The organism is Okeania hirsuta (assembly GCF_003838195.1).
In the GTDB taxonomy this organism is placed as follows: Bacteria; Cyanobacteriota; Cyanobacteriia; order Cyanobacteriales; family Microcoleaceae; genus Okeania; species Okeania hirsuta.
On the sequence record NZ_RCBY01000057.1, the window covers coordinates 18893 to 37771 of the forward strand.

Genomic DNA, 18879 nt, shown 5'->3' on the forward strand with positions numbered 1-18879 from the left:
TTAAGTCAAAAAAGTTCATCAGTTTTCTTGCTTATTACTTCAACTTAAACTTGCATTGCCACCATTTTTTGTACTGCTTCAACAATCTGCTCTGGTTGTACAATTGTCAATCTTTCTAGCGTACCATTATAAGGTGTCGGAATATCTTGTGAAGATAAACGTAGAACTGGTGCATCTAGTTCATCAAATAACCTCTCATTAATTGAGGCAATTAACTCAGCACCAATACCACCTGTTTTCATACACTCTTCGACAATAATTACCCGGTGAGTTTTCCGAATAGAAGCACCAATAGTTTCAAAATCTAGAGGTTTGAGGGATATTAAGTCTATTACCTCTGGGTCATAACCCTGTTTTTCCAAACTTTTTACTGCTTGGGTGACGTGGTGACGCATCCGAGAGTAGGTCAAAATAGTTACATCTTTTCCTGTCCGTACCACTTCCGCTTTGTCTATAGGTAACAAATATTCCTCTTCTGGCAAGTCTTCCTTCAGATTGTAAAGGAGGACGTGCTCAAAAAATAAGACCGGATTATCATCACGGATAGCTGCTTTGAGTAAACCTTTAGCATTGTAGGGGGTTGAGCAAGCTACTATTTTCAGACCAGGAACAGCTTGAAAGTATGCTTCTAATCTTTGGGAATGCTCTGCACCTAACTGGCGACCTACACCACCAGGGCCACGAATAACTAATGGTATTTTGAAGTTACCACCAGAGGTATAGCGCAACATTCCAGCATTATTAGAAATTTGGTTGAAGGCTAATAGTAAAAAGCCCATATTCATGCCTTCAATAATGGGTCTTAACCCAGTCAAAGCTGAACCTATGGCCATTCCTGTGAAGCTATTTTCTGCAATGGGAGTATCAAGGACACGCAGTTCCCCATATTTTGCATAAAGGTCTTTGGTAACTTTGTACGAGCCTCCATATTGACCCACATCTTCACCAAGAACATATACAGTCTGGTCACGGGTCATTTCTTCATCAATGGCTGCACGGAGAGCATTAAATAATAAAGTTTGTGCCATCTAAGGGTTTGATTATATGAATGTTAGCTAACAGTTCCCACACTAATCTCACAATCAGAAATGGGCTTCTCATTGACTTGACCTAATTGGTTAGGACACAGCTTGACACTCTCACCGTAAATAAGTGCGATTATAACGGGAGATTCTTGTATCACAGATTCTTAACTAGATAACAAATCAAACAAGTTGAATTGCAACCCCGTCAGACCATCTCCACAAGCTTTTTCTTCAACCGTGTGCCCCACGGCTATTAATCCTCTGTTTCTGATTACTTTTGCAGCAGCTACATCACAATTAGTTTGATCTCCGCAACTGCTACAAATATGTTTTCTATCAGAGAGTTTTTTCTTTTCAATCTGCCCACACTTAGGACATTCTTGAGATGTGTAATTTTTATCAACTTTTGCGTAATACTTATTGCCTACTGGATTATCTGGTACTGACTCTGATGAAGCAAAAGTAATCATCAAATAATAACCACTAGTTTTTTTGACTATTCTAGCTTGTTTAGCTTCCATTCCTTCAGGGTAAGGTCTGCTTTGCCTTAATTTAATCCACCCCAGTTGAGGTAAGTTGAATCTACTGCAACCTAAACAATTTTTCAGCATAGCAGGAAAAACAAAGCTTCTCATCCTTTTCTTGAATCTAGGGAAGCCTTTACCTAAACTTTTCATCTGAGAAAATCCCCGTTCTAAAGTCTTCAGAGTTTGCTGTAAAACTTGAGCATTAAGTGACTTTAATTTAGGATTAGTCTTCTTAGCTATTGTTAGGCTTTTAGCCTGATTATGATAGTTAGGATAAGGGGCATTAGCAGGTATAATATATTCAGTTAGGATGGAGCAACTACTGATTGGTGACTTTCTTGAAACACACCAGTCTTTACGCTCTCTCAAAGCGTAATTGTACACACTCTTACAAACATCAAGAATATGATTAATATCTATTTCTTGCTGTCTAGTTGGCTTAAGTTTGTACTGGTAAGTTAAAGTCATCAAAGGTTGAAAATTAAACGTTAATAACTATATCATAACTGAGACTGGATTGATTAGCCCTCGGCTCTAATTTGTGGATTGAAATTCATTAGGGGCTGTCTGCGTGGGAAACCCAGGCAGTTTCTACGCCTCGTCTCACCGCTAAATCTCGCGATTATAGCAGGAGTCCTCTTTCAATATTTCCGATAGAGCTTTGTCGATCAAATTCTCCTCTAGCAAGTAAGCCCACTTTCAATGTCGGGTTTTTGAGTTAGTTAGATGCTAATATTAACCTTTTACTGGATTGTCTGAGCAGCTTTAATTGCTAATTTTACTATATTAATTTGATCCGGTTTTAATTTATTCTCATTCCTATACTTCATTAACTAACTTATTTGATCATTCTCAGTCCCAAATTTTGATTTACTAATTTATCCTCCCTACCCTTCTTTCTGCTTGTAGGTAGTAGCTTGTAGGTGTAGCACACCGCAGTTAAAAATTGGGTTATTAACCCCACAACTCACGCGCATTGTCTACAACTTTAGTTAGGGTTAATCAGAAGGTGTTAGGTTTTAGCCCACATTCCGCACTTCAAGAGCGTATCATTAAAAGTAGTATATGAATCTGTAGCTTGGTAAGTATTTATACTATGCAAATCATCTATACTATGCAAATCATCTCAATACTTTTTTCGTTGATCAAATTCCTAGTAAAAAATTTACGCATAAATACTTGCTCTGATGATGACTCAATCACGGCAGCTATAATTTTCTTCTAAAATTCTGTCTCCTGTCTCCTGTCTCCTGACTCCTTCTTCGGTTGCTACATTTTGTGGTGCGGAATGTGGGTTTTAGTAGCACGGTAAGCTTTTTTCACCACCTACGAACTACGACCTACAATCTACGACCTTCTTTAAATATTTAATTAATTTTTATTTGTATTCATATAAAAAGAGCTTAGCAGTGGAAATTTCTCTTGATAATTTGTGGAACCAAGTTTTAGAAAGATTGCAATTACAATTAAGCCGACCTACTTTTGAAACATGGATTAAAACAGCCAATGCCCAACAACTAGAAAATAATTGTTTGGTAATTTGTACACCTAACCCTTTTGCTCGAAATTGGTTACAGAAATACTATGTAAAAACTATTGCTGATGTTGTACATGATATTCTCGGTCATCCTGTAGAAATTTACCTAACTACGACAGTGGGAGAAAGTGTGGGTAAAGATAATTCAGAACTTATATGGTCTGAAAATAAGGTTGCCGATCTTTCAGAAAGTTTATCTAATCAAAAGCCTAAACCAGCAAATCTAAATCCGAAATATATGTTTTCTAGGTTTGTTGTGGGTCCGAATAATCGTATGGCTCATGCAGCTTCTTTAGCAGTAGCAGAATCTCCAGGAAGAGAGTTTAATCCTTTATTTTTATGTGGTGGAGTAGGTTTAGGAAAAACTCATTTAATGCAAGCTATAGGTCATTATCGTTTGGATATTTTTTCTGATTCTCAAATATTTTATGTTTCTACGGAAAAGTTTACTAATGATTTAATTGCTGCTATTCGTAAAGATAGCCTCCAAAGTTTTAGAGAACATTATCGAACTGCCGATGTTTTGTTAGTAGATGATATTCAATTTATTGAGGGCAAAGAATATACCCAAGAAGAGTTTTTTCATACTTTTAATACTTTGCATGAAGCTGGCAAACAAGTAGTATTGGCTTCCGATAGACCTCCTAATCAAATTCCTAGTTTACAAGAACGTCTTTGCTCTCGGTTTTCTATGGGATTAATTGCTGATATTCAAGCTCCAGACCTGGAAACTAGGATGGCAATTTTACTGAAAAAATCTGAGTATGAAAATATGATTTTGCCTAGGGATGTAATAGAGTATATCGCCTCTAGATATCCTTCAAATATTCGGGAGTTGGAAGGTGCTTTGACTAGGGTTGTTACTTATATTTCTATTTCAGGTTTGCCGATGACTGTAGAGAATGTCGCACCTATTTTAAATCCACAAAATGAAAAATTAGAGGCATCTCCAGAAGCAGTTATTAAGGCTGTTTCAGAAGTTTTTAATGTGTCTATAGAAGATTTAAAAGGAAGTTCTAGAAAACGAGAAATTACTTTGGCCAGACAAGTTGGAATGTTTTTGATGCGACAACATACTGATTTAAGTCTGCCAAAAATTGGGGAGTTTTTTGGTGGAAAGGACCATACAACTGTTATATATAGTTGCGATAAGATTGCCCAGCTACAAAAGAATGATTTAAACTTAGGCCAAACTCTCAGGCAGTTGAGCGATCGGATTAATTTTTCTAGTCGTCATTAAAGATTGTTTCTAATGTGAATGTAAAAAAATGAATCGGGAGTTAGTACTCAGGGATTGGGAAAAATGATTTTCTATTTATACTGGAATCAAGGTTTTTCTTAACTACTTAAAAAAATTAATGGAGCAGTATTTTTTTAAACTGATATAATACTTTCCCTAGATGGTCTAAGTTACTTACTTCTATTGACATTTTCTCCTCTTTTTTGATCTTCACCTCTTGTCTAGAATTACAGTTTGAGGTTTTTTTTCTTGAGTCTAAATACTTACTCAAGTCCCCCCTGTTTATGTACTACATTTTGTCGTGCGGAATGTGGGTTTCAATATTTTCAAGTTTCTGAGTTCATAGATTGTATGAATAACATAATACAGGAGAACAAAAATTAAGTTTTCCACAGGTTTTCCACAGGGTATTTATTGATGAAATCATCGATATAATAGGGATTTTTTGGGTTTTCCACATTTTCCACAGATATTAACTTGAGATTTTATTACGGCTTTGTTGCGGCTTTGTTGCGATCGCAACACTCCCCTGCGAGAGAAATTAATTAGAATTCTACTTTATAGCTTTCTGGCTTACAGTTCTGTATCATACGATTAAGTATAGACCATTGTATGAACAACTCCACTGCTTGAGTATCAAATTTTCGTTGTCGCAACTTGCCTCCAAATATCACTTTGAGCCTCAACATTGTTGTCTCAGATAAGGAGCACCGATGGTATCCACTCTCACGTTTCCATTTTTTACGTCCCACTCTACGAATCTCTCTAAGATTGGAGTCCCTGGGATGAGCTGGAGCCTTACAGTTGCCATGATGCCAGATGATTGCATTTTTACGGGGTGGTATGGTTGGTTTTGCTCCCCTGTTACTGGCCTCAAGGTAACACTTGCATTGATCATAGGCTCCATCACCAAAGACTTGCCTAATCTCACCTTCTACTCCCTCCAATCAGTCGGAAAATACTTGATCGTCACTAACTATTGTTAGTTGTGACCACGGCACTAACAATCTCTCCAGTTGCTTCATTGACGCCCAGATGCAATTTACGCCATGTCCGACGTTTGCTTATACCATGAACTCTTGTTTTCAATTCTCCCTCTCCATACACTTTTACCCCTGTAGAGTCTACGACTAGATGCATGGCCTCTTGGGCGACGGGGTGGGACTACTGGTATTTCAATATTCAATTTACTCAGGCGACGGGACAAGATACTGTGATCTGGTACTGGTAGCTCTAATTCCATTAAGGTAAATATAGATTCCAACAATCCCTCGGTTTGTCGTCCTGCCAAGTTAAATAGAGTAGCCAGGGTGGCCATTAATTCAATAGCGACGTTACTGTAGGTGTTAGATGCCCCCCGACATCCAGTTTTTTCTTGGTTTAGCCACTGCTCTATGACTTAATCACGCTCGCCAAAATGTCAGATTCCCCCTTTGTTTCAAAGAAGCATCATATTCAGACCAATTGCTTACTCTATAACGAGACTTGGACTTAGACTTTGGTTTAGACTTACTCATCTCTGGATTAGGATTTTGGTTTTTTGTGCCACTTACAGGTATTTTTACCCTAATTCCTCTTTTTTGTTTTTTGTGCAACAAAGCCCTTAAAAGGAGTAGTTTTTACCCTTGATGCTTTACACTGCCAAAAAAAACCGTGGCGGGAATTATCGAAACTCAAAATGATTATTTAGTCAAAGTTAAAAGGAATCAACCATTATTATATGCACAAATAGAACAGCAAGTTAAATCAAGCAAAACCGTTAAAAGGTATATAAATGACGAAAAAACTAGAAATCGCAAGACCATAACAGAAGTAGAGGTTTTTCATATACCGAATAATCTTGATGATTTATGGCAAGATGCAGGTTGTGTAATCAGAGTCAAACCCAGTGGTAATCGTGGGTCAAAATCAGTAGAAAGTATCAGTTATTACCTTTGCTCTCTCTCAGGGTTATCTGCTAGTCTAGGGTCTGGGATTCGAGGACATTGGTTAATTGAAAATCAACTAAATTGGGTAAAGGATGTAATTTGAGAAGAAGATTTCAGTCCTCAAAAATCAGGCTTTTCTGCCATCAATTTGTCGATGAGCGAAAACTTGGGTGTTAACTCTACTAAGGATACATGGTTTTGCTGGAATTAAAGCAGCGAAGCGCGTACTTGAGTAATCATCTCAAATATATACTTTCTGTTTGTACTTAAGTGTGGTATTAAATCGATTTTTTGATCTGAATTAATATGAAGTTGCGATCACACAGCAGAGGGCAATTTCTGGGTTAGTTTGACATTGGTTGGTGGCGATAGTACTACACACCGCGACGCGATCGCACTGCTTTGCATCACAAAAAATGGCCAGTTAAGCTAATATTAGGCCAAACTTGGGGTAAAGTCTGCTCATGACTCTATAAGTCTACACCTAGAGTGAGAATGAAACAGCCCTGCCCTCCTGGCAGGGGAGCGTCGGGAGGAAAACCAATCAACCCATGCGGTTCTTAAAATAATGTGCTATTCTCAAAAGAATAAAGCTGCTGGGGTAGCAGTTTCAGTCTGTGGAGCGACCGTAAGGCCAAAAAGAGCTTCGATCTTGGAGGCAGGTGCTATGTTAGCGCAGCTCCTCTGTCAAGAGGCAGCAGAAGGTCTCTATGAGTGATTTTAGGGAATCCCGCGTTGTCGCTTAAGCACAACGTCGGCAGAATGTTAAGTTAGAAGTCTACATTACTTAACCTAAGAATTTTAGAATTTAAGTCCCTGTTGACATCCTCCCCGCACCTGAAGGTGCGGGGATTTTCACACTCATGTGAAAATTTCCTCTTTCGTCAAGTCTCCTCATCAGATTTTTCTGTAACAATTCGCTTAACAATTGTTCTTCAGACCTTATTACACTGACTATAAAAAGCTATCCTTCTAGGGTGCAGCTTTAAACCCAAATTATTGGTAAATTTTTTTTAAAGCTTCTAGTTCCAGTAATAATAGTAAACTCCAATGAAATTAACTTGTACTCAAAGTGACTTAAATAGTAATCTTTCTCTGGTCAGTCGTGCAGTTCCTTCTCGCCCTAACCACCCAGTATTGGCAAATGTTTTATTAATAGCAGATGTAGAAAATCAACGCTTAGAATTAACAGGGTTTGACTTAAGTTTAGGTATTCGTTCAAATTTTCCGGCAGTTGTAGAAACAGGTGGGAGTTTTACTTTACCGGCCAAATTATTTAATGATATTGTCTCCAGATTACCAGATGGTAATATTACCATTGATGATGATGAAGGGGAAGCGATCGCCACTCTTACTTCTACATCTGGTCGTTATCAAGTTAGAGGTATGGGAGGAGAGGAATATCCGGAATTACCAGATGTGGAAGGTGGGGAGGTTGTCAATTTACCACCGGAAGCTTTGATTAATGGTTTGAGAGGAACTTTATTTGCCACAAGTCCTGATGAAACAAAACAAGTGTTAACAGGAGTACATTTAAAAGTACAAAAAGATGGTTTAGAATTTGCAGCAACTGATGGTCATAGATTAGCAATTGTTAAGACTGAAAGTGTGGCACCAGAGGGTGAGTCAGAAGTAGAAGAGATTGAAGAAATTGAAGAGTTTGAAGTAACAATTCCTGCAAAAGCTTTACGAGAGGTTGAACGAATGATTGGAATGCGTCAATCATCTGAAGCTGTTGCCTTGAGATTTGATGAAGGTCAGGTAATTTTTGAGCTAGGAGAACAATGTTTAACGAGTAGAAAATTGGAGGGTCAATATCCAGCTTACGGACAATTATTACCTGATAAGTTTACTAATCAAATTAATGTTAATAGGAAAGAATTTTTAGGAGCGGTGGAAAGAATTGCTGTTTTGGCTGACCAAAAGAATAATATTTTGAAGTGTTCTATTGATAGTGTTAATCAGGAGATTTCTTTATCTGTAGATGCTCAAGATGTTGGTAGTGGTAGAGAGTCTATGGCAGCACAAATTTCTGCTGATGAACCGGAAGAAATTGCTTTTAATGTGAAATATTTGATTGAAGGGTTAAAGGCTATTCCTTCAGCTTCAGAAATTTCAATTCAGTTAAATACTGCTACAAGTCCGGTGGTTTTAAATCCATTGGGTGGGGTGAAAATGACTTATTTAATTATGCCTGTTCAGTTGAGAAATTAGCTGTTAACTGAATTTTGCCCCCCTAGCCCCCCAACTTTGGGGGGAATAAGAGTCAATTTGCTTCTAAAAGTCCCCCAAAATTGGGGGATTTAGGGGGCTTGGATGTAGCAAATTTCTCAAGCAACCTCTAATGCAGATTAGTTGGAAACTTTTGCTAGGAATTTTCCCCTAAACTTCCTTCAAAAATTATTTGACTGATAACTGATAACTGATAACTGATAACTGATAACTGAATTTTGCCCCCCTAGCCCCCCAACTTTGGGGGGAATAAGAGTCAATTTGCTTCTAAAAGTCCCGAAAATTGGGGTATTTAGGGGGCTTGGATGAGGTAATTATCAATTATTCATTATCCATTATCAATTAATTAAACAACTACTTAATAGACTTATTATGGCTAATCAAAAAATAGACATAGAAGAACTTCTAACAAATCTCTACAACTCCTTCGATCCATTTCAACCATTACCAGCAGGAGACCCTCTTTATGTTGACTGTAAAAAAGTCCGAGGAGATGGAGATGTTTTAGTAGATTTAGGCAGAAAAATTAAGCGTTCAAATAGGATGACTTGTCAACTTTATGCTGGTCATCGTGGGGCAGGAAAATCGACTGAATTACTCAGACTTAAACAATATCTAGAATCACAGAAAATATTTGTGGTTTATTTTGCTGCGGACGAACAAGATATTGATGCGGAGGATGCGGAATATACAGATATTTTACTGGCTTGTACTCGTCATTTATTGCAAGATTTAAAAGATGCTGCTGAACCTAATTCTGTAGTTAATTGGTTAAAAGATCGTTGGCAGGAATTGAAGGATTTAGCTCTGACAGAAATTGATTTTGAGAAGGTAAATGTTGATGTAACAATATCTGCTTTTGCTAAAATAACGGCAAATTTAAGAGCAGTACCAACTCTCCGTCAGGAAATTCGGCAGAAAATTTATCCTCACACTGTTACTCTAATTAAAGTTTTGAATGAATTTATTAATGATGCTAAGAAAAATTTACCCAATGGTTGTACAGAATTAGCAGTAATAGTTGATAACCTAGACCAAATAGTGCCAGTTATTCAAGAGGATAAACGGACTAACCACGACCATATTTTTATAGACCGCTCCGAACAATTAAAAGCATTAAACTGTCACATTATTTATACAGTTCCTATTTCTATGGTCTACTCCCATAGAGCAGCAGATTTGAGATAATTTTATACATATCCCCAGGTTTTACCGATGATTATGGTACAGAAACCTGATGGAAGTAAATACGAACCAGGATTTAATAAAATTAAAGAGTTAATTATCAAGCGAGAGGAAAGATTTGCTCCTAATCTTTCCCTAGAAATTGACCTATTTGATAGTGAAGAAACTTTGAATCAACTTTGTATAATGAGTGGTGGTCATGTACGGAATTTACTATTATTAATTCAGTCAGCTTTTGATTATACAGATGATTTACCAATTCCGAGAAATGCTATCCGCAGGTCAATAACAGATGCTAGAGATATTTATCGGAAAACTGTGGATGATAATCAATGGATAAGGTTAGCTGAAGTGGCATTTTCTAGGGAAGTACCTAATGATGATAATTACCGCAGTTTAATGTTTAATCGCTGTATTTTGGAATATTGTTATTATGATGATGAGGGAAAAAAGCGACGTTGGTATGATGTTCATCCGTTGATTAAGGGAACTCCTGAGTTTAAGAAAGCTGTTGAAAGTATTACTCAGAAAGTTCAGTAGTATATGGAATTTTTTCTACTATTGCGTATAGGGCAATAATAGTTTCATTTTCTGAAGCACCATGACTTGAGAGATGAATATGGAATTTTTTCTACTATTGCGTATAGGGCAATAATAGTTTCATTTTGTGAAGCACCATAACTGGAGAGGTGAATATGGGATTTCTCTACTATTACGTATAGAGCAATAATTGATTCATTTTGTGAAGCACCATAACTGGAGAGGTGAATATGGGATTTCTCTACTATTACGTATAGAGCAATAATTGATTCATTTTGTGAAGCACCATAACTGGAGAGGTGAATATGGAATTTTCTCTACTATTGCTTATAGAGCAATAATTGATTCATTTCCTGAAGCACTATAACGTGGGAGGTGAAAATGAAGCAAGCGATCGCTCAAAATAAGACTAACAAATTAATCAGTATATTCGTGGCATAATCCGTGTGAGTATCTCAAAAGCTATGAACCAAGATTTAATAGACTGGGATGAGAATTTATTGAAAGACCCAGAAACAGAATATAAAGCTATAGTTAGGTCTCTCAAAAGAACGTCTGGTTTTAGATTGTTGTTTGTAGAATGTTCTCCCGCAGAAGGAACCAAATTAATTGAGAAAATTAAGGAAGATGTTCCCCAGAAAAAAATCGAAGTTTTGCGGTTAAATGAACCAACAAATAATTTATATAATCTGGTTGCTGGTTTGCCAAATAGACAGGATATTAATATTTTATTTGTGACTGGTTTGGAAAATTCCCTGTATGAATATGAGTTGAATAAACTGAAAAATGGTTGGAGTAGTAATGAGAGATATAGTTATAGTAAAAAAGGTGTTCCTCCAATTTTAAGTCACCTGAATCAACATCGAGAAAAATTCAGAGATGACTTTAAAATTTGCTTTGTTTTTATCGTACCTGTGTATGCTTTAAAATATTTTATTCATCGTTGCCCAGACTTTTTTGATTGGCGTTCTAATACATTTGAATTTAAGTCTGACCCGGAGTTAGTAGCTCAAGAATCATCTCGAATTATTGAGGAAGGAGATTATCATAAATATAAGAGTTTAACTTGTGAAGAAAGAAGACAAAAATTTTTAGATATTCACAATTTAATCGAAGATGAAAATAATACTGATGAAGATAAAGAAAAGCTATTAGTTCAACAGGGGTTGATTCTAGGAACAGAAAGTAAATATGAAGAGGCGATCGCTGCTTATGATAAGACTATAAAAATTCAACCAAAGCAATATGAAGCTTGGCACAATAAAGGCGTTACTCTATATACTTTAGGCAAATATGAAGAAGCGATTTATGCTTATGATAAAGTTCTATAAATTAAACCAGAATATCAGGAATCTTGGGTAAATAAAGGCGTTTGTCTGTTAATTTTAGGAAGATATGAAGAAGCGATTTATGCTTATGATAAAGTTCTATAAATTAAACCAGAATATCAGGAATCTTGGGTAAATAAAGGCGTTTGTCTGTTAATTTTAGGAAGATATGAAGAAGCGATTTATGCTTATGATAAAGTTCTATAAATTAAACCAGAATATCAGGAATCTTGGGTAAATAAAGGCGTTTGTCTGTTAATTTTAGGAAGATATGAAAAGGCAATTTATGCTTATGATAAAGCTCTAGAAATTAAACCAGATTTTTACGAGGCTTGGAATAGTAAGGGTAATTGTATGTTATATCTAGGCAGGTATGAACAGGGTATTTATGCTTTTGATAAGGCTCTAAAAATTAAACCAGATTTTTACGAGGCTTGGAATAGTAAGGGTAATTGTATGTTATATCTAGGCAGGTATGAACAGGGTATTTATGCTTTTGATAAGGCTCTAAAAATTAAACCAGATTTTTACGAGGCTTGGAATAGTAAGGGTAATTGTATGTTATATCTAGGCAGGTATGAACAGGGTATTTATGCTTTTGATAAGGCTCTAGAAATTAAACCAGACAAAAACGAAGCTTGGGGCAATAAAGGCATTGCTCTGTCAGCTTTAGAAAGATATGAAGAGGCGATCGCTGCTTTGGAAAAATCTCTAGAAATTAAACCAGACTATGAAGCTTCGATTAATAATCTTGGCTTAGTTAAATATGAAATAGGAAAAATAGATGAAGCAATAGAACATTGGCAAGCAGTAATTGAAATTAATAACCAATTTGTAGAACCTAAATTAGCAATAGGAGTTGCCCTCTACAACAAAGGCAAAATTTCTGAAAGTTTAACAATAGCTGAAGCAGCATTAAAATTAGACAAAAGTTGGGGAAACTTACAGCGTCTCAAAAAAGAACTTTGGGGCGAAAAACTATTAGCAGATGCAGCAAAATTATTAGAAAATCCTCAGATAAAAGTCTTACTATCAGAGAGCAAGGAGTAGGGAGTAGAGAAAAATTATTTTTCCCTTTCTTTCAACCGACATTCCGCACTTCATGCTGTTGTAGATATTTTTTTAGCTGTCGAGGGTAAATAACTTAAAATTTCGATTTTCTCGAATGCTTCTTCTGGGAAGACTTTTGACTTTTCCTATTTCTTTTAAGCTTTTCTCTCTGCTCAGTCACTTCCGGGGGCGGACCATAATCTCCATTCGAGAAGTAGATTCGCTCTACAATATGTTGTGGTTCCACCTCAATCCACAGCCGAGCTCCGCCTGCTTGACTGTCGTTCGGTTGATGTGGCTGATAAACGATTTGGCAAGGTCCATCAATTTTGAGAGCGTGACAATAATCTTTCTTACCTCCTACTTTCACAGCAACTGCTGGATGAGAAGTTTTATTGTCTCGGTTATAGTCAATAGTCTTTCGTAAAACATGAATAAAGGTATTGCCTGTACGTTGATTCTTGTTCCAAGTACCTTCTGGACCGCGACGACCTGGTGTAATTTCTGGCATCCCGCGACCATTAACTGGAATCATCCAAAACCTTTTAACCTTACGAGCACCTATAACTCTGCCTTCTTTTAGTAGTACCCGGAGTCTAGCAGTGGAAATATTAAGTAAAAATGCTGCTTCTGTTGTACCTATTTCCATATTTATCAAAACTATTTCGTAAGAGTTTTTAATTTAATATCAAAAAAAATAATTTTTTAGTCTGTGAGGTAATAATACATAAAAATGGCTGATGGTTCAAGTTTATCGAAGACTAACTTTTAATTTTCTCTTGTAGGAGCATACTTAAATCTAATCTTTGTGCTTTAAGCAAAAGAAAAAAATCAAAACCTGCTCCCACAAAAAAATAACTAACCTAAACTTTTACCGCCTCAGCAAACCTAATCTTCAAATAATCATCCTCCATTTTTGCCCCCGCAGGTTGCAAAGCTGCCAAAGCTTGAGGCAAAACCAAATTCCGACGATGATTACCAATTCTAATATTCAACTCATCGCCAGTTTTATTCAATTGAATTTTCTCTTTAGGAATTCCAGGCAAATATAATTGCAAATTATAATTACCCTTTTCTTGCACTACCTTAACAGTATTTTCCTTATAATAAACCTGACTAGGATCTTCATCTCCATACAAAGTTTCTTTCAATCTTTCCAAAGCAGCCAAACCACACATCTCCTCAGAATAAAGAGGTACTTCTTTCACTGGCAAAGGTCTAAAATTATCGTGAATTTCTTGCCGATATTGCTGTTGATTTTCCTTCCACTTTTTAAAGAAAGGGTCAGTCACAGAATCAGGAATAATCCGATTAGCTACTACTAAATCTGTAGAAACATTGTACAAACTTAAATAAGCATGAGCGCGTAAAGACTCTTTAATTACCATCTTTTCAGGATTAGTAACTAACCGTACAGAAGTCTTTGTATTATCAGTTAAAACCTTTTCCAAAGCCTCAATTTGTTCATAAAATTCATAAGGAGCATCCATCACTTCCTTATCAGGCAAAGAAAAACCAGTAATAGGTTTAAAAATAGGTTCAAAAAGAGGTCTTAATGCTACCGACATTCCCTGCAAAGGCTTATAAAACTTCCTCATATACCAACCTCCCACTTCCGGCAAACTCAAAAGTCGCAAAGCAGTACCAGTCGGAGCAGAATCAATAATTAAAACATCATATTCGCCCTCATCATAGTGACGCTTCATCCGCACCAGACCAAAAATTTCATCCATTCCCGGCAAAATTGCCAACTCCTCAGCTTGCACACCATCCAAACCCCGCGCCTGCAAAACCTGAGTAATATAACGTTTTACAGCTCCCCAGTTTCCCTCCAGTTCCATCAAAGCGTCCAACTCAGCACCCCAAAGATTTTCCCTAACCTTCCGAGGTTCGTGGCTCATTTCCATATCAAAGCTATCTGCTAGAGAGTGAGCTGGATCGGTGCTGAGAACCAGAGTTTTATGGCCTAACTCCGCACAACGTAATCCCGTTGAGGCGGCCACTGATGTTTTCCCAACCCCACCTTTTCCTGTCATTAATATTACACGCATTAATTACTTAACCTTTTCTGAAAAATTTTTACATATTTTAACTTTAACGGGTTTTTGAGTTTTCCAGCATATGGGGAATCTCGCATATCATACAAATCCGGGTTAAAAAAAAGGTGTATATCTAAGTAGAGTTTAGCCAGGAATAGTTGGTTAACTTTTTGATTTCTGTTGTCATTGTTGATAAAGTACGACACCTTTGAACTCAAATCTCTTCCATTTCTTCTATACTTTCAAAATGTCTATTTATCAGAGGTTCATCTACTAATGCCCATAATCTTTCTGCCGGTTGTAATTCAGGGGAATATGGAGGTAAATATTCTCTAATTATCCCTAATGGGACTTTAACTTTCTGACTTCTGTGCCACCCAGCTCTATCTTCTACTAAGATGATTTTTTTTGTTTCTGATAATCCCGCATCAACAGCAACAGTTTCATATACTAAATTTAACCACTTGGTATTAACTCGTGGTATTAAATACCAATAAGTTTTTCCAGTTTGGAGTTCTACAAACCCATATACATACCGACGCTGCTCTACGAGACAGGGCGGGATTCCCTAACATCGCTGGTAAGGGCTTTCTATTGCCTCTTGACAGAGGAGCTGCGCTAAGATAGCACCCGCCCTCCGGGATTTACTCCCTTCTGGTCTTACGGTCGCTCCACAGTACGTCGCCAATCTGACGGCTCCCCTAGACACTGCGAGTCCCACAGCCAAAATGTTTATACTTGCATTTATGTCCCGGTCATGGTGACTAGCACATTTTGGGCAATCCCACTCTCTAATATTTAGAGGTAATTTTTCTACTACATGACCACAATTAGAATAACGCTTAGAACTAGGAAAATATCGGTCAATTTTGATTAATGTACGGCCATACCATTCAGCTTTGTATTCTAATTGCCTGACTAACTCTCCCCAGTTGGCATCACAACCCACCTCCATCTCCCTCCCGGGAGGGAGATGGAGGTGGGTTGTAATTCTTGACCATGTTTTTTACTCCTAAATCCTCAACTACTATCCTTTGGTTTTCTCTAATTAGTTGGGTTGTTAGTTTATGGGTATAGTCAAGCCTTGAATCTTTAATTTGGCCGTGTATGATAGGCACTTATTCACTGTGCGACTAATTCCTCTTAAACTACTGCCCTCAAAATCAGCCTGTATAACCATGCGCATTTGTTCAGGTTGATGGGTAGCTCCTCCCCAGGAGGCACTTGTCTACGATAGTATAAAGTGTCGAAAGTTTAACTGTTTGCCCAGCATTCCGCAGGAAAAGTTTGTTGACATTTGGGACAATAATTATTGTTGACTTCCTTTACTGGTCTTTCCATGATACCCGAGTTTGATGATGGCCATACAAAGGACATTCCATGATGATTGAAAGTATTTAGGAACAATAATTGTATGATCATTCCCACACTTTCTTGATGCAGAACCCATTAATTTACTTGAAAAAGCTGCTTCAAAACATCTAGTCGAGAAATATCCCAATAGTCAATATGACTGTTAATAAGTCCATCCGTATTTAGTTTCAATTCACTCCATCCTGGTATTACCATTCTAGGCTTCCAAGGCAAAGGAGCTGTCCAACTAAGTGTCCAACGGGTTTTAATTAAATCTCCTAACTGACTAATATCGTGTAATTCAAGTTCAATATCGTTAAACCAACTTTTCATAAAACCGATCATTTTTTGATAACGCTCAATCCCTCTAAATTTATTCAATGGGTCTTTAAAGTAAACATTTTCTGCATAGATAATGTAGGTTTGATCGGCAGGAAATTTTTGATAATCTTGTTTAAGTATTGAAATAATATCCATTTTTTTAGTTGAATTTTTTACTGTAAAATTAGACACTTTTTCTCAGTTTTTGATTTGTTTTTTACTAGAGTTATTGAATTAGTTATAACTTATCAGTAAGTGCTTCAGCATTTAGACTTTATTTCCCAATGAGCCACTAAGGGAAGACTGTCGCGGAGAACAGCGGTACAACCACGCGTCGGCGAAGCACATTAGCTCCTCTATCAGAAGCTAGAAGCAAGTTGTCACAGGAGGTTTTTCGATAAGTATACAAATAGATTTGATATAACATAATAAAACTTAGTACTTGACTCAATTCAACCTAAAACCTAACACTTAATACCAAATTCAAAAAAGGTCGCTACAGTATTAATCTCAAAACTCCTACCAACAGAATAAAGCACTGTAACAGTATTTTTTGAAAATGGTATAACATCTTCTTACTTATGGTTCCACTTCCGGCTATAAACGCTCTAATTGATAACGCCAAACTGCCAAAGTTTTTTCACGACCTTCTGAATTCATATCTATTTTTCCCATTAAACCTTCTGTATAAAAGCGTTCTAAAGTTTGCATGGTTACTTCTAAAGTTTGTCCTTTAAATTTTGCTGCTTAATTACTTCGACAATCCGATTTTCTATTACTTCATTAAAATAGCTATAGATACCTTGTTCTTTTAAATCAAGCAATCTTTGAACCCACATTTTCACTACAAAATGTAGTATGTAAAAGCCAGAAAGTTTGAGTAAGTATTTAGACTTAATAAAAAAATCTGGCGTTGCTGAATTGAGCTATGAATTTGTTAATGGTACTTAGACATTTTATGGTCGAAAAATGGCTAAGAGTCAGTCTAGGCAAGGGAATTACGTCAACCCCCTAAAAAGAGCTGGAACCCTTGTTAGTTAAGGATTTATACCTTTTTGAAATAAAACTCTCTACCTGTATATATTTGAAGCTATTTTATTTTATCACTCTATTTTGTGTAAGTCCCATTAAACTGAAGTACCCGAATACTTCAGATAGCAATCGCTATTCAGAGGAAAATTTGCTCACGGGGTGACAAGCACTTCAAAAACATTGTTAGATAGGGGTTTAAAGGCTATAGGTGAGTGTTAAAATGTGAGAGAATTTGTATAGCTACAATCCTTACAGAACAAGGTTTTTGGGGAATTTTTAAGTTATAAAGCGACAAGTCTATTAAATATTATTTAACATTGACAGAGCTTTTCATCCCCTTTGATAATTCAACTTTTTCATCCGATTAAAATTGATCATATCTGTGACAAGTTCAACTAAATATTCCCCAGCTATGACCCACAATTCACAATTGCATTCCTACCCAAAAATTGCTATGTCTTCTATCTTTTCGTCCCAGCTGTGTTAATCTACAAATATAATTTTGATCCCCAGATTTTTTGATGAGTTTACCTTGATCAAATGAAGCTGTATCAGCACTCTTCGATAAGTAAAGTTAAATTGGTCAGACGTTGTGTATTAGCTCGACTACCTTCTAGATTATATCCCCCTGTTTGACAATCTTTAAACATAGCCTCAATGCTCATTCGAGAGGGATAAATTCTGAGAACTTCATCTAAATTATCAATATTTGTCAATAAATACCAAGGTTCTTTTTCCATCTTATTTTTATATTTTCTTTTCCAATAAGCAACTAAATTAAAACCTCCAAATCCTTTGTAATCAGTGAGATTAATGTGACTCAAAAATATTTTGGTTCCTGGAGATACAGGTAAATTCCGATTGGGGCTGGTATTTTTGACGAGTTTTTCTATAGGTAGTATCTTGTTTTTGTCGGAAGATCAAATTAATTTTTGGAGTTCTATCTCTAACTTTTAGCCAGTGACATAACTCTACATCGTGTTAGCGGAGCTTTGCGTTAGCAAAATTCCCCCTGTCCAATAACCACCAGTTTATATTTTTTTAATCACCGTAAAACTGATTTAATAAGTGCCTTTTGCTCCGCTAAATTAGTAGAGCCTTTTTGGAGCAAAACTTGCCAGTAAATAGGTAATGCTCTTTTTTTGTAGATAGTGGCCATCACGAAGATATGATGATTTTTCCATTGTCTTCTATCTATAGTTAAAATTAATTGACTACCATCAACAAATTCTCGACTAATAATCATCATGATCATCGGAAACCAAAACAATGGAAGGCTCAAAGAAAATAATGTTAAAAATCTTTGTATATGTTTTCGACAACTTTCATATGTGATTGGTAAAGGAAAACAACCAGAAATGCCTTTCTATTTTGACAGTTTTCTGTACCGTTAATCACCAAACTAAAATTTTTAAAGTTTGGACTTGAGTATCACTCCAGGATTGTTGAAAATATGACTCATACAATAATGAAAATTGCATTTGGTTGGTCTATTTATGTAAGTGGATCGACTTTTTCTACCATAAAATGTGAGTGATGGCT

At 36.5% G+C, this 18879-nt stretch carries 19 protein-coding genes and 1 pseudogene; 9 read left to right on the forward strand and 11 right to left on the reverse strand.

Annotated elements, in window-relative coordinates; genetic code table 11:
- Positions 1-44: 44 nt before the first annotated feature.
- Positions 45-1028: an alpha-ketoacid dehydrogenase subunit beta gene (locus D5R40_RS12055; RefSeq protein WP_124145681.1), complete on the reverse strand. Its 984-nt coding sequence runs from the start codon at positions 1026-1028 to the stop codon at positions 45-47.
- A 161-nt stretch (positions 1029-1189) separates the two neighbouring features.
- Complete coding sequence (locus tag D5R40_RS12060; protein ID WP_240039017.1) at positions 1190-2020, reverse strand: RNA-guided endonuclease InsQ/TnpB family protein; 831 nt, start codon at positions 2018-2020, stop codon at positions 1190-1192.
- Between the two features lie 941 nt (positions 2021-2961).
- Here D5R40_RS12060 and dnaA point away from each other — a divergent pair.
- Positions 2962-4329 (forward strand): chromosomal replication initiator protein DnaA, encoded by a 1368-nt coding sequence (gene dnaA, locus D5R40_RS12065; RefSeq protein ID WP_124145679.1) that lies wholly within the window; start codon positions 2962-2964, stop codon positions 4327-4329.
- A 545-nt stretch (positions 4330-4874) separates the two neighbouring features.
- Here the strand turns inward: dnaA and D5R40_RS12070 are convergent.
- A pseudogene (locus tag D5R40_RS12070) lies at positions 4875-5846 on the reverse strand (IS5 family transposase).
- Between the two features lie 136 nt (positions 5847-5982).
- On the opposite strand from D5R40_RS12070, the gene D5R40_RS12075 reads away from it, so the two are divergent.
- The 8 genes from D5R40_RS12075 to D5R40_RS12105 all read left to right on the forward strand — a co-directional run bounded on the left by D5R40_RS12075 (position 5983) and on the right by D5R40_RS12105 (position 12592).
- Positions 5983-6360, forward strand: coding sequence for an ISAs1 family transposase (locus tag D5R40_RS12075; RefSeq protein ID WP_161564590.1), 378 nt, complete (start codon positions 5983-5985; stop codon positions 6358-6360).
- A 947-nt stretch (positions 6361-7307) separates the two neighbouring features.
- On the forward strand, positions 7308-8471 hold the full coding sequence (dnaN, locus tag D5R40_RS12080) for a DNA polymerase III subunit beta (protein WP_124145677.1): 1164 nt from the start codon (positions 7308-7310) through the stop codon (positions 8469-8471).
- A 390-nt stretch (positions 8472-8861) separates the two neighbouring features.
- On the forward strand, positions 8862-9677 hold the full coding sequence (locus D5R40_RS41965) for an ATP-binding protein (protein ID WP_338043206.1): 816 nt from the start codon (positions 8862-8864) through the stop codon (positions 9675-9677).
- A 33-nt stretch (positions 9678-9710) separates the two neighbouring features.
- The gene (locus D5R40_RS41970) at positions 9711-10214 is read left to right on the forward strand and encodes a hypothetical protein (protein WP_338043205.1); all 504 of its coding nucleotides are present in this window, start codon (positions 9711-9713) and stop codon (positions 10212-10214) included.
- Between the two features lie 464 nt (positions 10215-10678).
- Entirely contained in the window at positions 10679-11545 is an 867-nt protein-coding gene (locus D5R40_RS12090; RefSeq protein ID WP_124145676.1) for a tetratricopeptide repeat protein, read from the forward strand.
- The gene (locus D5R40_RS42575) at positions 11546-11647 is read left to right on the forward strand and encodes a tetratricopeptide repeat protein (protein ID WP_124145710.1); all 102 of its coding nucleotides are present in this window, start codon (positions 11546-11548) and stop codon (positions 11645-11647) included.
- On the forward strand, positions 11648-11749 hold the full coding sequence (locus tag D5R40_RS42580) for a tetratricopeptide repeat protein (protein ID WP_124145710.1): 102 nt from the start codon (positions 11648-11650) through the stop codon (positions 11747-11749).
- On the forward strand, positions 11750-12592 hold the full coding sequence (locus tag D5R40_RS12105; RefSeq protein WP_124154696.1) for a tetratricopeptide repeat protein: 843 nt from the start codon (positions 11750-11752) through the stop codon (positions 12590-12592).
- A gap of 94 nt (positions 12593-12686) precedes the next feature.
- Here the strand turns inward: D5R40_RS12105 and D5R40_RS12110 are convergent, their stop codons facing one another.
- The 8 genes from D5R40_RS12110 to D5R40_RS37695 all read right to left on the reverse strand — a co-directional run bounded on the left by D5R40_RS12110 (position 12687) and on the right by D5R40_RS37695 (position 18586).
- Entirely contained in the window at positions 12687-13241 is a 555-nt protein-coding gene (locus tag D5R40_RS12110) for a DNA-binding protein (protein ID WP_192901183.1), read from the reverse strand.
- Positions 13242-13455: 214 nt separating this feature from the next.
- On the reverse strand, positions 13456-14643 hold the full coding sequence (locus D5R40_RS12115; protein ID WP_124146668.1) for a TRC40/GET3/ArsA family transport-energizing ATPase: 1188 nt from the start codon (positions 14641-14643) through the stop codon (positions 13456-13458).
- 202 nt (positions 14644-14845) lie between these two features.
- Positions 14846-15196, reverse strand: a complete 351-nt coding sequence (locus D5R40_RS41975) for a transposase (protein ID WP_124146678.1) — start codon at positions 15194-15196, stop codon at positions 14846-14848.
- A 3-nt stretch (positions 15197-15199) separates the two neighbouring features.
- Positions 15200-15586, reverse strand: a complete 387-nt coding sequence (locus tag D5R40_RS12125) for an RNA-guided endonuclease TnpB family protein (RefSeq protein ID WP_124146669.1) — start codon at positions 15584-15586, stop codon at positions 15200-15202.
- Complete coding sequence (locus D5R40_RS41980; RefSeq protein ID WP_124146670.1) at positions 15570-15749, reverse strand: transposase; 180 nt, start codon at positions 15747-15749, stop codon at positions 15570-15572. The genes D5R40_RS12125 and D5R40_RS41980 overlap by 17 nt, the downstream gene beginning before the upstream one ends.
- 331 nt (positions 15750-16080) lie before the next feature.
- A complete protein-coding gene (locus D5R40_RS12135; RefSeq protein WP_124146679.1) occupies positions 16081-16461 on the reverse strand; it encodes a C6orf136 family protein in 381 nt (126 codons plus the stop codon).
- Between the two features lie 1427 nt (positions 16462-17888).
- Entirely contained in the window at positions 17889-18161 is a 273-nt protein-coding gene (locus tag D5R40_RS37690; protein WP_205127492.1) for a hypothetical protein, read from the reverse strand.
- 221 nt (positions 18162-18382) lie between these two features.
- On the reverse strand, positions 18383-18586 hold the full coding sequence (locus D5R40_RS37695; RefSeq protein ID WP_205127638.1) for a hypothetical protein: 204 nt from the start codon (positions 18584-18586) through the stop codon (positions 18383-18385).
- Positions 18587-18879: the final 293 nt, after the last annotated feature.

Excerpts from the sequence above, each read along its gene's own strand:
- D5R40_RS12055 (WP_124145681.1), bottom strand. The coding sequence starts at position 1,028 with ATGGCACAAACTTTATTATTTAATGCTCTCCGTGCAGCCATTGATGAA.
- D5R40_RS12060 (WP_240039017.1), bottom strand. The coding sequence starts at position 2,020 with ATGACTTTAACTTACCAGTACAAACTTAAGCCAACTAGACAGCAAGAA.
- dnaN (WP_124145677.1), top strand. The coding sequence starts at position 7,308 with ATGAAATTAACTTGTACTCAAAGTGACTTAAATAGTAATCTTTCTCTG.
- D5R40_RS41965 (WP_338043206.1), top strand. The coding sequence starts at position 8,862 with ATGGCTAATCAAAAAATAGACATAGAAGAACTTCTAACAAATCTCTAC.
- D5R40_RS41970 (WP_338043205.1), top strand. The coding sequence starts at position 9,711 with ATGGTACAGAAACCTGATGGAAGTAAATACGAACCAGGATTTAATAAA.
- D5R40_RS12090 (WP_124145676.1), top strand. The coding sequence starts at position 10,679 with ATGAACCAAGATTTAATAGACTGGGATGAGAATTTATTGAAAGACCCA.
- D5R40_RS12110 (WP_192901183.1), bottom strand. The coding sequence starts at position 13,241 with ATGGAAATAGGTACAACAGAAGCAGCATTTTTACTTAATATTTCCACT.
- D5R40_RS12115 (WP_124146668.1), bottom strand. The coding sequence starts at position 14,643 with ATGCGTGTAATATTAATGACAGGAAAAGGTGGGGTTGGGAAAACATCA.
- D5R40_RS12125 (WP_124146669.1), bottom strand. The coding sequence starts at position 15,586 with ATGGAGGTGGGTTGTGATGCCAACTGGGGAGAGTTAGTCAGGCAATTA.
- D5R40_RS12135 (WP_124146679.1), bottom strand. The coding sequence starts at position 16,461 with ATGGATATTATTTCAATACTTAAACAAGATTATCAAAAATTTCCTGCC.
- D5R40_RS37695 (WP_205127638.1), bottom strand. The coding sequence starts at position 18,586 with ATGATGATTATTAGTCGAGAATTTGTTGATGGTAGTCAATTAATTTTA.